The following is a 13,654-nucleotide window of genomic DNA, read 5'->3' as shown; positions in this document are numbered from 1 at the left end:
ACGTGCCACGCCATGTTCAACGCCCTCTACTTCCGCACCTTCATCACCCTGGTCGAGACCGGCAGCTTCACGCTGACGGCCCGTCGCCTCGAGATGACCCAGCCGGGCGTGAGCCAGCACGTGCGCAAGCTCGAGCAGTACCTCGACAAGCCGCTGCTCGAGCGTCATGGTCGCCGCTTCACGCTGACCGAGGCGGGTCGACGGGCCTACGACTATGCCCTGAAGCTGTTCGCCGAGCACGAGCAGTTCCGCCATTCGCTGGATGCCGATTCCCTCTACTCCGGGGACTGCCGCCTGGCCTCGCCGGGCAGCGTCGGGGTGATGCTCTATCCCTTCCTGCTGGGCCAGCAGCAGATGCATCCCGGCCTCACGGTGAGCTACAGCTTCGCCTTCAACCACGAGATCACTCAGGACGTGCAGGCCGGACGCTACGACCTGGGCATCGTCACCGACCAGGTCCGCCATCCGGACCTCGAGGTCGAGCCCTGGCACCGCGAGCCGCTCTGCCTGGTGGTGCCCGCGGACTTCGCGGGCAGTGGCCTGGCCGACCTCATGGGCATCGGCTTCATCAACTACTCCGACGGCCTCAACCACGCCGGCGCCCTGCTGCGCAGCAACTTCCCGGAGGAGTTCCGCTCGATCAGTCACTTCCGCCGCCAGGGCTTCACCAACGAGGTGGGGATGGTGCTGGACGCGGTGGCCCGGGGGCTGGGGTTCACCGTGGTGTCGCGGCTGGTGCTGGAGACCTCGCCGTGGCAGCGCCAGGTGAAGGAGCTGGACCTGCCGGTGGCGGTCCACGAGACGCTGCATCTGGTGAGGCGCCGCGGCATGGAGATCCCGCGTCGCTATGTCCGCCTGCTCGAGGACTTCCGCGAGCAGCGCCGCCAGGCGCTTTTCGGCTACAGCGAGCAGCCGGGGTTCGTATGAGGGCAGGAGGAGGGTGTCCGGGCCGCCACGGGCGGCCCGGACGGGGGTGGTCAGTCGCCTCCGGTAGCGTCGGTGACGAAGGTCACCAGGGCCTCGATGTCGTCGCTGGACAGGGCGTCCGCGTAGGCCGGCATGACCCCGACCCCGCGGCTGACCGCGTTCCTGACCATGTCGGCGGTGGGGCCCAGCTCGTCGAGGTTGGGGCCGATCTGGCCGCTGGTACCGGCCGCGGCCAGGGTGTGACAGATCGCGCAGGCGGGGGTGGCCTCGCCGGTGAACAGGGCCTGGCCGCGTGCCGTCGGGTCCTGGTCGGCCAGGGCGGGCAGGCAGAGCAGGGCGGTCACGCCGAGCAGGGGCGCGAAGGACTTCGCCATGGACGTTCCTCTTGCAGAAGGGACTTGCGTCATGCGGAAGGCAGCGGCCGGGTGGCCGCTGCCCGATGGGGAGGGGGATCAGACCGTCACGGTGACGCCATGATCCTCCCAGCCGTTATGGCCATAGCCCCGTTCGTTTTCGGTGCGTTCACGGGGCTGGCTGTTGCCCGCCACGTCGGTGGCCCGTGAGACGATGCGGTGCTCGCCGGGGGAGAGACTGGCCTTGATGACGAAGGGGCGCCAGGCGTAGGGCCCCAGGTCAGGGCCGATGATCTCCGCCTCCTGCCAGCTGTCGCCCCCGTCCACCGAGACCTCGACCCGCTCGATCGCCGTGGTGCCGCCGAAGGCGACCCCGTAGATCAGGTTCTCGCCCTCGTGGGTGGTGTCCAGGGGCAGGGTCACCCAGGACTTGACGTTCATGTCCCACATGGAGGGCTGGTCCGGCGAGCCGCCCACGCCGACGTCGCGCACCCGGTAGCCGGAGGCCTGGATCTTGGCATCCGTCTGTTCCTCGGTCATGGCCAGGCGCTTGACGTACTTGACGTTGTTGACCCCATAGTAGCCCGGGACCACCAGCCGCAGCGGCCCGCCATGGGCGCGGTCCAGGGGCTCGTCGTTCATCTCCCAGGCCAGGATCGCGCTCTCCATGGCCTCCATGGGCACCGAGCGCTCGACCATGATGTCCTTGGGATCGAGCCCCTCGGGAATCTCCTCGCCACCGGTGCCGGTGATGTAGCGGGCGCCGTCGACCGGCCCGCCCAGGGCGTCCACCACGCTCTTGAGAGGGACGCCGGTCCAGACCACGCAGCCCGCCGCGCCGACGGACCACTGGGTCCCGCTGGCCCCGTGGGGGAAGAAGGCGCGGCCGTTGCCGGAGCACTGCAACACCGAGGCCACGGTGGTGACGTCCATGCGCTTGAGCTCGCCGACCGTCAGGGTGCGTGGCTCCTGGACGCCCTCGATGCTGACTTCCCAGGCATCGGGGTCATCGGTGATGCTTGCGTCCGGGGCGGGAAGGTTGTTGCGCACGAACAGCGTGCGGCTGGGGGTGACCACGCCGCTGCGGATCGCGGCGCGCTCGGTCTCGATGGTCTCGCGGCCGTGGACGATCAGGTCCTGCTGGCGCTTCCAGGCCACGTAGTCGGGCAGCGAGGTGGCCTGTTCCGCCCGGGCGACCGGGGTCAGCTGCATCAGGCCCAGCGCCGCCAGGGCGCCGGCGCTGCCCTTGAGCAGGGTGCGGCGTGCCGGGTTGTCCAGGGTATGGGTCGGTTCCGGGGGCATGGAGGATGACGGGGAGGTCATGGGGTCTCTCCTGTGATTGTTGTGGTGTCGTACGGAGATGAGGCACGGGTGGGACGCCCGAGCCTGTCATATCTATATAAGTTTCATTTCTGAATTGGTCAAACCGGTCCTCCAACGCAGCAGGCCCCGCCGATGGCGGGGCCTGCTGTGTTGAAGGACTTGCGTCGAGCGACCGGCGCTCGGGTCAGTCGCCTCGATCAGTGGCGATACTCGTCGATACTCGGGCAGGAGCAGATCAGCTGACGGTCGCCGAAGACGTTGTCGACCCGGTTCACCGACGGCCAGACCTTGGCCGCCTTGACCGCCTCGGAGGGGAAGGCGCCGAGCTCGCGGGAGTAGGGGCGCGCCCAGGCCTCGTCCATCAGGTCGGCCATGGTATGCGGGGCGTGGACCAGCGGGTTGTCGTCGGCCGGCCAGTCGCCGGCCTCGACGCGCTTGATCTCCTCACGGATCGCGATCATGGCGTCGCAGAAGCGATCGATCTCGTAGCGGGACTCCGACTCGGTGGGCTCGATCATCAGCGTGCCCGGTACCGGGAAGGACATGGTCGGGGCGTGGAAGCCGTAGTCCATCAGGCGCTTGGCGATGTCCTCCTCGCTGATGCCGGAGGCGGCCTTGAGCGGGCGGATGTCGATGATGCACTCGTGGGCCACGGTGCCGTTGCGCCCCTTGTAGAGCACGGGGTAGTGCTCGCCGAGACGGGCGGCGACGTAGTTGGCGTTGAGGATGGCGAGCTCGGTGGCCTCGCGCAGCCCCCGGGCCCCCATCATCTTGATGTAGGCCCAGGAGATCGGCAGGATCAGGGCGCTGCCGAAGGCCGCCGCCGAGACCGCGCCACAGTCGGCGTTGACGCCTTCGATGGGGGTGACCACGTGGTTGGAGACGAAGGGCGCCAGGTGCGCCTTGACGCCGATCGGGCCCATGCCCGGGCCGCCGCCGCCGTGGGGAATGCAGAAGGTCTTGTGCAGGTTGAGGTGGCTGACGTCACCGCCGAAATCGCCGGGGCGGGTCAGGCCCACCTGGGCGTTCATGTTGGCGCCGTCCACGTATACCTGGCCGCCGTGGGCGTGCACGATCTCGCACACCTCGCGCACGCTCTCCTCGAAGACCCCGTGGGTAGAGGGGTAGGTGATCATGATCGCGGAGAGCCGCTCGCTGTGCTGCTCGGCCTTGGCCCTCAGGTCGTCGAGGTCCACGTTGCCGTGCTCGTCGCACTCCACCACCACCACCTTCATGGAGACCATCGCCGCAGAGGCGGGATTGGTCCCGTGGGCGGAGCTTGGGATCAGGCAGACGTCGCGGTGCCCCTCGCCGATGGACGCCTGGTAGCGGCGGATCGCCACCAGCCCGGCATACTCGCCCTGGGCGCCGGAGTTGGGCTGCATGGAGATGTGGTCATAGCCGGTCACCTCCACCAGGAAGGCGGCCAGCTCGTCGATCATCTGCTTGTAGCCGGCCACCTGATCGCGGGGCACGAAGGGGTGGACGTTGGCGAACTCCGGCCAGGTGATGGGGATCATCTCGCTGGTGGCGTTGAGCTTCATGGTGCAGGAGCCCAGCGGGATCATCGCGTGGGTCAGCGACAGGTCCTTGTTCTCCAGGCGCTTGAGGTAGCGCAGCATCTCGGTCTCGCTGCGGTAGCGCGTGAAGGTCGGGTGGGTCAGGAAGTCGCTCTCGCGGCGGCAGGCGGCGGGGATGCCGCCGAGCCCGTCCGCCACGGCGCCTTCGTCCAGGGCGCTGACCGACAGGCCATGCTCCTCGCCCAGCAGCACGTCGAACAGCACGTCCAGGTCGTGGGCGGTGGTGGTCTCGTCCAGGGTGACGCCCACGTCGCCGTTGGCGAAGTAGCGCAGGTTGATTTCGTGGGTGAGGGCGCGGCCGTGGAGCTTGCCGGCGTCCACGCCGGTCAGGCGCAGGGTGTCGAACCAGCTCTCATGGGCCAGGGCCACTCCCTTCTCCTGCAGGCCCCGGGCCAGCAGGGTCGTCAGACGGTGGATGCGCGAGGCGATGGTGCGCAGCCCCTCGGCGCCATGGTAGACGGCATAGAAGCCGGCGATATTGGCCAGCAGCGCCTGGGCGGTACAGATGTTGGAGGTGGCCTTCTCGCGGCGGATGTGCTGCTCGCGGGTCTGCATCGCCATGCGCAGCGCCTGGCCGCCGCGGACATCCCGGGAGACGCCGATGATGCGTCCGGGGATCGAGCGCTTGAGCTTGTCGGTGGTGGCGAAGAAGGCGGCATGGGGGCCGCCGAAGCCCATCGGCACGCCGAAGCGCTGGCTGCTGCCGACCACGATGTCGGCGCCCAGCGCCCCGGGCTCCTTGAGCAGCACCAGCGCCATGATGTCGGCGGCCACGCAGGTCATGATATTGCGCTCTCGGGCGGTCTCGAGCAGCGGCGCCAGGTCGTGGACGCGGCCGCTCTCGCCGGGGTACTGCAGCAGGGCGCCGAAGACGTCGGCCTCGGCCAGCTCCTCTGCCGGGGCGACGATCAGCTCGAAGCCGAAGTAGGCCGCGCGGGTGCGCACCACGTCGAGGGTCTGGGGCAGCACGTCATCGGCGACGAAGAAGGCGTCGCTCTTCGCCTTCTTGTTGGCTCGCTTGCACAGCGCCATGGCCTCGGCGGCGGCGGTCGCCTCGTCCAGCAGGGAGGCGTTGGCGAGCTCCATGCCGGTGAGGTCCATGACCATCTGCTGGAAGTTGAGCAGCCCCTCCAGGCGGCCCTGGGCGATCTCCGGCTGGTAGGGGGTATAGGCGGTGTACCAGCCCGGGTTCTCCAGCACGTTGCGCTGGATCACCGGTGGTAGGTGGGTGCCGTGGTAGCCCTGGCCGATGTAGCTCTTGAAGACCCGGTTCTGGCGCGCCAGGCGCTTGAGGTAGTCCAGTGCCTCGGCCTCGCTCCGCGGCGGGTCCAGCTCCAGTTCGCGGCCCAGGCGAATGTCCGCGGGCACGGTGCGCGCGATCAGGGTGTCCAGGCTCTCCATGTCCAGGCGCGCCAGCATGGTGGCGACGTCGTCGCGGCTGGGGCCGTTGTGGCGTTGGATGAAGTCGTCATGAGCGGCCAGTTCGGCCAGGCGGCGATTGTCGAGAGCCATGGGACACCCTGTGCGTGTGGATGCGCCGATCGGCAGCGGCGCGGGTCGATAGACGGAACCCCGGCCGGGGGCCGGGGGAGAAGCGGTGGCGGGAGCCGGGTTCAGTCGTCGGACTGGGCCACGGCCTGGTAGCCGTCGGCATCCAGCAGGTCGTCGAGCTGCGCGGCGTCGGCGAGGCGCACCTTCATGATCCAGCCCCCCTCGTAGGGCGCCTCGTTGACGGTCTCGGGCGCATCTTCGAGGGCCTCGTTGACGGCGATCACCTCGCCGGCCACCGGGGCATAGAGGTCGGAGGCGGCCTTGACCGACTCGATGACGCCGAACTCCTCCTTCGTGTCGAGGCTGCGGCCCACCTCGGGCAGCTCGACGAACACCACGTCGCCGAGGGCCTCCTGGGCGTGGTCGGTGATGCCGATGGTCACGGTGCCGTCACCGTTGTCCAGCACCCATTCATGACTTTCGGCGTAGCGCAGGTTGGCGGGGATTGAGCTCATCACGTTTTCCTATACGAAAAAGGTTTCTGGTGTCGCGAATGCTAACGCCATTGACGGCGTTTGGCGAGTCTCCGGGTGTCGGCGCCCCGTGCCCGGGGCGTCGCCGGCCCCCTCAGGGTGGCCCGCGGCGGGGCCGACGTCCAGTCGCGGCGGGAGAGGGGGCGCCCTCAGGCTGCCGTCGGCCGGGCAGTGCGCGGCGAGTCGACGCGTTGCGATGCGCTCACTACGCTTTCTGGAGGCTGGCCCGGGCGGGGCCGGCTTACGCGCCGCGACTTCTGCGCTCAGAGGCGTAGGCGATGGCGTCACCGGGGCGCCGCCGGTTTCCGATAGGAAACATGACTCTGCCCTGCTTGATTGGTATGGCGCACTCGAGGCTGGTGCTGAGACGGCATGATCCGCTATGTTACGCGGGTTCGTTCTGCTGATCCTTCGATCGGTGCCGGCTGTGGCGAGAGATTCGTCTGGTCCAGTCCGCCGCGAGACGGCAGTTCACAACAACAAGCGAATTAGGGAGATTCTCGTGGAAACCTTGAACAGTATATTCGGTGCCATCAACGGCGTGGTCTGGGGGCCGCTGATGCTCATCCTGCTGCTGGGGGTGGGCCTCTACCTGCAGATCGGCCTCAAGCTCATGCCGATCCGCAAGCTCGGCATGGGCTTCAGGCTGATGTGGCAGGGCCGCGACCCGAAGAAGGCGCCGGACGGCAAGCCCAAGGGCGATGACGATGGCGAGATCTCGCCCTTCAACGCCCTGATGACGGCGCTCTCCGCCACCATCGGTACCGGCAACATCGCCGGCGTGGCCACGGCCATCGCGCTGGGCGGCCCGGGGGCGGTGTTCTGGATGTGGATTACCGCCCTGGTGGGCATGGCCACCAAGTTCGCCGAGGCGGTGCTGGCCGTGCGCTATCGCGAGACCGACAGCACCGGCTATCACGTCGGCGGCCCGATGTTCTACATCAAGAACGGCCTGGGCAGGAAGTGGCTGTGGCTGGGCGGCGCCTTCGCCTTCTTCGGTGCCGTGGCCGCCTTCGGCATCGGCAACACCGTGCAGTCCAACTCCGTGGCGGACGCCCTGGACTCCACCTTCGGCATCCCGCACTGGCTCACCGGCGTGGTGATCATGGTGCTGGCCGGCGCGGTGATCCTCGGCGGGATCAAGCGCATCGCCAAGGTGGCCGGCAAGCTGGTCCCGGTGATGGGCATCCTCTACGTGATCGCCGGCATCCTGGTGCTGATCGTCAATGCCGGCCAGATCGGCGAGGCCTTCAGCATGATCTTCTACTATGCCTTCAATCCCCATGCGGCCATGGGCGGCTTCGCCGGTGCCGCGGTGATGGCGGCTATCCGCTTCGGCGTGGCCCGCGGCATCTTCTCCAACGAGGCGGGCCTGGGCAGTGCGCCTATCGCCCACGCCGCGGCCAGGACCAAGAACCCCGTGCGCCAGGGCCTGATCGCCATGCTGGGGACCTTCATCGATACCATCGTCATCTGCACCATCACCGCCCTGGTGATCCTGACCTCCACGGTATGGGTCGAGGGCGAGGCCGGCGCCTCGCTGACGGCGCTCTCCTTCGATGCGGCGCTGCCCGGCTTCGGCAACCAGATCGTCTCGCTGGCCCTGGCGGTGTTCGCCTTCACCACCATCCTGGGCTGGTCCTTCTATGGCGAGAAGTGCTTCCAGTTCCTGTTCGGCACCCGCTCGATCATGCTCTACCGGGTGCTGTTCGTGCTGGCCATCCCGCTGGGGGCCATCGCCCAGCTGGGGTTCATCTGGCTGATGGCCGACACCTTCAACGCCATGATGGCGATTCCCAACCTGATCGCCCTGGCGCTGCTGTCGCCGGTGGTCTTCAAGCTCACCCGTGACTACTTCGACGGCAAGGAGATCCTACCGGGCGAGGAGCTCGACCACGACAAGCGCTGATCCAAGTCCGACGCGCTCGAGAGGTGCCCCCCGGGGCACCTCTCGAGCGTCGGGCCCCATCACCCGGCTACCCCCGAGGGAGACGAGATGAGCGAACTCAAGCGAACGCCCCTGTATGACCTGCACGTGGAACTGGGCGCCAGAATGGTGCCCTTTGCCGGCTACGAGATGCCGGTCCAGTACCCGCTCGGCGTGAAGAAGGAGCACGAGCATACCCGCGCCGCCTGCGGCCTGTTCGATGTCTCCCACATGGGGCAGCTGCTGCTGCGGGGGCCGTCCCCGGCCGAGGCGCTGGAGACCCTGGTGCCGGCGGATATCGTCGGCCTTCCCGAAGGCATGCAGCGCTATGCGCTGTTCACCGGCGAGGAGGGCGGCATCCTCGACGACCTGATGGTAGTCAACGCCGGTGACTACCTCTACCTGGTGGTCAACGCGGCCTGCCAGGAGCAGGACATCGCCCATCTGCGGCGGGGGCTGCCCGAGGGGCATGAGGTCGAGGGGCTCGACCGTGGCCTGCTGGCGCTGCAGGGACCCCGGGCCAGTGACGTGATGGCCCGGCTCTGCCCGGCGGCCTGCGAGATGGTCTTCATGCAGCACGGCCATTTCGAGGTCGACGGCATCCCGGTGTGGATCAGCCGCAGCGGCTATACCGGCGAGGATGGCTTCGAGATCTCGGTGCCGGCCGGGCAGGCCGAGACCCTGGCGCGCCGCCTGCTGGCCGAGCCCGAGGTGGAGGCGGTCGGCCTGGGCGCGCGGGACTCCCTGCGCCTCGAGGCGGGGCTCTGCCTCTATGGCCACGACATCGACACCGAAACCACCCCGGTGGAGGCCGGCCTGGTCTGGGCCATCGGCAAGCCGCGGCGGCGCGGCGGCGAGCGGGCCGCCGGCTTCCCGGGCGCTGACCTGATCCTGCACCAGGTGGAGGCGAAGGACCACCGGCGCAAGCGCGTCGGCCTGCTGGGCGAGGGGCGCGCCCCGGTGCGCGAGGGCGCCGCGCTGTTTGACGCCGAGGGCAAGGGCATCGGCGTGGTCACCTCCGGCGGCTTCGGCCCCAGCGTGGGCAGGCCGGTGGCCATGGGCTACCTGGCCATCGAGCACGCCGAGGTGGAGGCCACCGTCTACGCCGAGGTGCGCGGCAAGCGCCTGCCGATGACGGTGAGCCGGATGCCCTTCGTGACGCCGGGCTACTATCGGGGCTGAGCCGGCCCGGCGACCATGGCAACGCACAGCGGCCACCCGAGGGTGGCCGCTGTGCGTTGTGGGGTGTGGTTTTTTATACCGTTATCATCCTTGCAGGCATGTTAGCCCGCCACTGGCCTGGAAGCGAGCCGATCAGCCACCCACCCAGCGAAAGGTCAGGCTGATGCGCAGCCCGGGGATCTTGCGCGGCAGCAGCGCGTGCTGCAGGGCGCCCTGCACGCCGGGGCCCATCACCAGCAGGCTGTCGTGGGGCAGCCAGACGTTGAAGGGTGATATGGGGCCCGCGTCGCCGGGACGGACCACGCCCGGCTTGCCGCGGAAGCGCAGCGGGCGCTCGGCCCCCAGCGACACGGCGGCGATCAGCGGGTCGTGCCCGAGCTCGGGCTCGTCGTCGCTGTGCCAGCCCATGCGCTCCTCGCCATCGGCGTAGCGGTTGAGCAGCACGCTGTTGAAGCGGGCCGGTGTGCCGGAGGCCGCCAGGGCATCGGTCACCCGGTCGCGAAGGGCGGCCACGGTGGGGTGCCAGGGATCGGGATGGAAGTCCCGAGCGGAGTAGCGGTAGCGCGCCTCGGGGTCGCCCATCCAGACCTGGCGGCGGGGGATGGGGTGCTCCCGGCCATAGAGGCGCAGCGTCGGGCATTGCCAGGCCAGCTCGGCATCGAGAGTGTGCAGCAGTGCCGAAGCGGCAGGCTCTCCCAGCAGGGGAGTCGTGAGCCACAGGGGCGGGTCGGGCAGCAGGATGTCGGTCGGCATCACCCAAGGATGCCATGGCGGGGGCGATCCCACGAGGCTCAGCCGACCAGGGCCAGGCTCGCCAGGGCAAAGAGCAGCCCGAGCGCGGCTCCGGCGGCCACGTCGCTCAGGTAGTGCAGGCCGAGGCCGACCCGCGAGACGGCGATCAGGACCACCAGCGGCACCAGCCAGGGCGCCAGCCAGGGCAGATGGCTCGCGGTCAGCGCCAGGAACAGCACCGCGTGCATGGTATGCCCGCTGGGGAAGCTGTAGCGGTCCCGAGCCGGTTCGTGGGAGCGCACGTTGCCGACGAAGGTGATGAAGGGACGCTCCCGGCACAGGCGGGTCTTGATCAGCCGGTAGACGGCGATGGCCACCAGGGCCGTCAGGGTGTACTGCAGCAGGGCTCGCCAGCCGCCGGACACGTGCAGCAGTGGCTGAGCCAGGATCAGCGCGACCCAGGCCGGCCAGTCGCCGAGCCGGCTGGCCAGGCGCAGCAGGATCAGCCAGGGGCGGTAGAGGTTGAGCCGGCCGATGCGCTGGCAGAGCCGCCACTCCACCAGGTCGAGCCGTTCAAGCAGGGCGTGGGCGCGAGGTTCCATGAGGTGTCTCCCGGGCGAGGTCGAGGGTGGCGAGAAAGTCGTCGGTGATGGCCGGCCAGGTGTAGGCCAGGGCCCGCTGGCGCGCGGCACGCCCCAGCCGGGCGGTGCGTGCCGGCTGCTGGCAGAGGGTCACCGCCGCCTCGCGGAACGCCGTCGGGTCGTCGGCGGGCGCGGTAACGCCGTTGACATCGTCGTCGATCAGCTCGGCGCCGGCGGCGTGGCGAAAGGCCACCACGCCGAGCCCGCTGGCCATGGCCTCGAGCACGACGTTGCCCCAGGTCTCGGAGAGCGATGGGAAGATGAAGAGGTCGGCGCTGGCGTAGTGGCGTACCAGCGCCTCCGGGTCGATGAAGCCGGTGAAGTGGGCCTCGGGCAGGGCCCGTTCCAGCAGGCGCCTTCCGGGCCCGTCGCCGACGATCACCTGGCGCAGGTCCGGCCGGGTGTCCTGCATCGCCAGGAAGGTGTCGCGCAGCAGGTCGAGGTTCTTCTCGGGGGCCAGGCGCCCCACGTGGAGGGCGACCGGGCGATGCTCGCCGGCGCCCCAGCGGCGGCGCAGCTCGGGGTCGCGATGGGCCGGGGAGAAGCGTTCGCCGTCGATGCCGCGCGCCATGAGGCGCAGGTTGTCGAAGCCCTGGGCCGCCAGGGCTCGAGCCTGGTCGCGGGTCGGGACCAGGGTGGCCGCACAGCGGTTGTGGAAGGCGCGCAGGCGACGGATGACCAGCGGGGCGAGCCAGGGGAAGCCGTAGTCGCGGCAGTAGTGGTCGAAGTTGGTGTGCCAGCCGGCGACCGTCGGTATGGCCAGGCGCCTCGCCACCCGCTGGGCGGACCAGCCCAGCGGCCCCTGGGTGGCCAGGTAGACCACGTCGGGGCGCTGCTCGCGCCACAGCTGCAGGATCGCGCGGCTGGCGGGCAGGCCCAGGCGGACTTCCCGGTAGCCGGGCACGGAGACCCCGCGCACCCTGAGCTCGGCTTCCATGCCGGCGCTGCGTGGCGGGGCCGGGGTCAGGGGGCGGGGGCGGATCAGCTGCAGCCGAAGGCCGCGCGAGTGGAGCTCGCCGCTCAGCTGGCCCAGGGTGTGGGCGACCCCGTTGATGTCGGGCGTCCATGTCTCGCTCACCAGACAGATGCGCATGACGTTCCTCGTCCTGTCGCGGGCCCGGAAGGGGCCCCGTCAGGTGTCGAGGATGTCATGCCGGCATGACGCCTCGGCGACGCCCCCGTGACCCGTCGGTGACAGTGCGCCGGAATCAGCGCAGGACGCGGCGCGGGTCGATGGGCTTGCCGCCGTGGCGCAGGTCGAAGAGCAGGTCGTGGCGCTCGGTGGTGTTGCTGTAGCCCACCTCGCAGAGCGGGGTGCCGCGGCTGACCCGGTCGCCGTCGGCCACCAGCGTCCGCTCGCACAGGGCGTAGACGCTCTGCAGGTTGTCGGCATGGTGGACGATCACCACCTGGCCGAGCTGGCGCATGCTGTCGGCGAAGCGCACGTCGCCGTCGGCCACCGCCCGTGCCTGGGCGCCCCGGCTGGTGGCCAGCAGCATCGGCTGCAGGGTCCCCCGCCCGTCGCTGCCGAAGCGGCGCACGATGCGGTAGTCCGCCAGCGGCCAGGGCCAGTTGCGGGCCGAGGCGGGCAGGTCGCCGGGGTCCGGCAGGCTGGCGCGAGGGGGCGAGCCTCCGCTGCTCCCGCCCGAACCGCTCCCGGACGTTCCGCGGCTCGCCGTGGCGCCGCCGCCCGAGAGGGGTACCTGGATGACCTGGCCGACCCTCAGGGCGGTGGGTTCGATGCCGGGGTTGGCGGCCTGGATCCGCGAGGCCCGGGTGTCGAAGCGCCGGGCGATGCTGGAGTAGGTGTCGCCGGGCCGCACCTGGTAGCGGTAGGGGCCGCCGGAGGGAGCGCGCTCCTGCTGGGTGGGCATCAGCAGTCTCTGGCCCACCGCCAGTCGGCGGGCGTCGACCCCCGGGTTGAAGCGCTGCAGGCGCTCCAGCGGGACCTCGCCGCGCCGGGCGATCTCGCCGAGGGTGTCGCCACGCTGGACGGTGACCCAGCCGCTGGCGGCGCTGGCCGTGTCGCGGGTGGTGGTTCCGTCGGGGCGCGAGGCGCAGCCGGCAAGCAGCAGCGCGATCAGGAGGAGTGCGAGAGTGCGTCGTCCTTGTCCTGCCACAGGGCGTTGAGCCATGAGTGGAAGCGTTCCTTGTAGTCCGGGTCGTCGTAGTCGCCGTCGAGCATCCAGGCGGGAATCTCGAGGCGCCTGGCCACGAGGGCCACGCGCCCCTCCCGGCCGCACAGGAAGCCCCAGAAGGTGGGGTCGGGATTCTCGTAGTGGAGCGTCACGTCGAGGATACCACCGAGCCGGTCGCCGAGCAGGTTCAGCACCTGGGCGATGCCGCCGGCCCGGGGGCGCAGCAGGTGGGTGTAGGGGGAGTCCTGTGCGGCGTGCTTGGCCGGGGTGAAGCGGGTGCCCTCGACGAAGTTGTAGATGGCGATGGGGCGCTCCCGGGCGTGGCGGCACATGCGCTCGGTGGCCTCCCGGTCGCGGCGTGCCAGCTGGGGGTTGCGCTCGCGCTGCTCGCGGCTGAGGCGGCGCAGCATGGGGAACTCCATGGCCCAGAAGGCCAGGCCGACGATGGGCACCCAGATCAGCTGGCGCTTGACGAAGAAGTGCGGCATGGGGATGCGCCGGTGCAGCGCCAGGAACAGCAGGAAGATGTCGGTCCAGCTGCGGTGGTTGGAGAGCACCAGCCACCACTGGTCCCGTGACAGCCCCTCGGGCAGTGTCATCGCCAGGCGGGGCTTGAGCCAGCGGCGCATCCACCAGAGGTTGCTGCCGACCCAGTTGAGCGCCACCCAGTTGAGGCCCTGGAGCACCCGGCGGCGCAGGCGACGCCCCGGGGTGACCAGCTTGACCAGGGTCAGCAGGATCAGCGGAATGCCCCAGAAGGCGGTGGTCAGGACAAGCAGCAGGAGGCTGACGAGCCCCTTGAGGATCGGCATGCGTCTCTCCCTGTG

General features: G+C 69.8%; 12 protein-coding genes. 3 read left to right on the top strand and 9 right to left on the bottom strand.

The window, feature by feature from the left end; translation table 11 throughout:
* Positions 1–12: 12 nt before the first annotated feature.
* Positions 13–927 carry a LysR family transcriptional regulator gene (locus NFC98_RS09690; RefSeq protein ID WP_254274796.1) on the top strand — a complete coding sequence of 305 codons (915 nt, stop codon included), beginning with the start codon at positions 13–15 and terminating at the stop codon, positions 925–927.
* A gap of 50 nt (positions 928–977) precedes the next feature.
* On the opposite strand, the gene NFC98_RS09685 is transcribed toward NFC98_RS09690, so the two are convergent.
* The 4 genes from NFC98_RS09685 to gcvH all read right to left on the bottom strand — a co-directional run bounded on the left by NFC98_RS09685 (position 978) and on the right by gcvH (position 6,189).
* Complete coding sequence (locus NFC98_RS09685; protein ID WP_254274795.1) at positions 978–1,301, bottom strand: cytochrome c; 324 nt, start codon at positions 1,299–1,301, stop codon at positions 978–980.
* Positions 1,302–1,379: 78 nt separating this feature from the next.
* A complete protein-coding gene (locus NFC98_RS09680) occupies positions 1,380–2,603 on the bottom strand; it encodes a sulfite oxidase (protein WP_254274794.1) in 1,224 nt (407 codons plus the stop codon).
* 197 nt (positions 2,604–2,800) lie between these two features.
* Positions 2,801–5,695: an aminomethyl-transferring glycine dehydrogenase gene (gene gcvP / locus NFC98_RS09675; RefSeq protein WP_254274793.1), complete on the bottom strand. Its 2,895-nt coding sequence runs from the start codon at positions 5,693–5,695 to the stop codon at positions 2,801–2,803.
* A gap of 101 nt (positions 5,696–5,796) precedes the next feature.
* Entirely contained in the window at positions 5,797–6,189 is a 393-nt protein-coding gene (gene gcvH / locus NFC98_RS09670; RefSeq protein WP_183330658.1) for a glycine cleavage system protein GcvH, read from the bottom strand.
* Positions 6,190–6,709: 520 nt separating this feature from the next.
* Here gcvH and NFC98_RS09665 point away from each other — a divergent pair.
* Together NFC98_RS09665 and gcvT are read left to right on the top strand one after the other, a co-directional pair.
* Entirely contained in the window at positions 6,710–8,116 is a 1,407-nt protein-coding gene (locus NFC98_RS09665; RefSeq protein WP_254274792.1) for a sodium:alanine symporter family protein, read from the top strand.
* An 87-nt stretch (positions 8,117–8,203) separates the two neighbouring features.
* The gene (gene gcvT / locus NFC98_RS09660) at positions 8,204–9,316 is read left to right on the top strand and encodes a glycine cleavage system aminomethyltransferase GcvT (RefSeq protein ID WP_254274791.1); all 1,113 of its coding nucleotides are present in this window, start codon (positions 8,204–8,206) and stop codon (positions 9,314–9,316) included.
* 132 nt (positions 9,317–9,448) lie between these two features.
* On the opposite strand, the gene NFC98_RS09655 is transcribed toward gcvT, so the two are convergent.
* From NFC98_RS09655 to NFC98_RS09635, 5 genes are all read right to left on the bottom strand, one after another.
* Positions 9,449–10,069 (bottom strand): alpha-ketoglutarate-dependent dioxygenase AlkB, encoded by a 621-nt coding sequence (locus NFC98_RS09655; protein WP_254274790.1) that lies wholly within the window; start codon positions 10,067–10,069, stop codon positions 9,449–9,451.
* A gap of 38 nt (positions 10,070–10,107) precedes the next feature.
* Positions 10,108–10,650: a phosphatase PAP2 family protein gene (locus NFC98_RS09650; RefSeq protein WP_254274789.1), complete on the bottom strand. Its 543-nt coding sequence runs from the start codon at positions 10,648–10,650 to the stop codon at positions 10,108–10,110.
* Complete coding sequence (locus NFC98_RS09645; RefSeq protein WP_254274788.1) at positions 10,622–11,782, bottom strand: glycosyltransferase family 1 protein; 1,161 nt, start codon at positions 11,780–11,782, stop codon at positions 10,622–10,624. Before NFC98_RS09645 ends, NFC98_RS09650 begins: the two co-directional genes overlap by 29 nt.
* Positions 11,783–11,897: 115 nt before the next feature.
* Positions 11,898–12,824: a LysM peptidoglycan-binding domain-containing protein gene (locus NFC98_RS09640; protein WP_254274787.1), complete on the bottom strand. Its 927-nt coding sequence runs from the start codon at positions 12,822–12,824 to the stop codon at positions 11,898–11,900.
* Entirely contained in the window at positions 12,770–13,639 is an 870-nt protein-coding gene (locus NFC98_RS09635; protein ID WP_254274786.1) for an acyltransferase, read from the bottom strand. Before NFC98_RS09635 ends, NFC98_RS09640 begins: the two co-directional genes overlap by 55 nt.
* Between the last annotated feature and the right edge of the window lie 15 nt (positions 13,640–13,654).

This window comes from Halomonas sp. 3H (assembly GCF_024206005.1).
Classification (GTDB): Bacteria; Pseudomonadota; Gammaproteobacteria; order Pseudomonadales; family Halomonadaceae; genus Halomonas; species Halomonas campaniensis.
Note: the sequence above shows the minus strand (reverse complement) of the source record. Positions and strands in the feature narration are given on the sequence as shown.

Bases quoted from the DNA above. Each gene is read 5' to 3' on its own strand.
- NFC98_RS09650 (WP_254274789.1), bottom strand. From the start codon at position 10,650: ATGGAACCTCGCGCCCACGCCCTGCTTGAACGGCTCGACCTGGTGGAG.
- NFC98_RS09645 (WP_254274788.1), bottom strand. From the start codon at position 11,782: ATGCGCATCTGTCTGGTGAGCGAGACATGGACGCCCGACATCAACGGG.
- gcvT (WP_254274791.1), top strand. From the start codon at position 8,204: ATGAGCGAACTCAAGCGAACGCCCCTGTATGACCTGCACGTGGAACTG.
- gcvP (WP_254274793.1), bottom strand. From the start codon at position 5,695: ATGGCTCTCGACAATCGCCGCCTGGCCGAACTGGCCGCTCATGACGAC.
- NFC98_RS09655 (WP_254274790.1), bottom strand. From the start codon at position 10,069: ATGCCGACCGACATCCTGCTGCCCGACCCGCCCCTGTGGCTCACGACT.
- NFC98_RS09680 (WP_254274794.1), bottom strand. From the start codon at position 2,603: ATGACCTCCCCGTCATCCTCCATGCCCCCGGAACCGACCCATACCCTG.
- NFC98_RS09635 (WP_254274786.1), bottom strand. From the start codon at position 13,639: ATGCCGATCCTCAAGGGGCTCGTCAGCCTCCTGCTGCTTGTCCTGACC.
- NFC98_RS09690 (WP_254274796.1), top strand. From the start codon at position 13: ATGTTCAACGCCCTCTACTTCCGCACCTTCATCACCCTGGTCGAGACC.
- gcvH (WP_183330658.1), bottom strand. From the start codon at position 6,189: ATGAGCTCAATCCCCGCCAACCTGCGCTACGCCGAAAGTCATGAATGG.
- NFC98_RS09640 (WP_254274787.1), bottom strand. From the start codon at position 12,824: ATGGCTCAACGCCCTGTGGCAGGACAAGGACGACGCACTCTCGCACTC.
- NFC98_RS09685 (WP_254274795.1), bottom strand. From the start codon at position 1,301: ATGGCGAAGTCCTTCGCGCCCCTGCTCGGCGTGACCGCCCTGCTCTGC.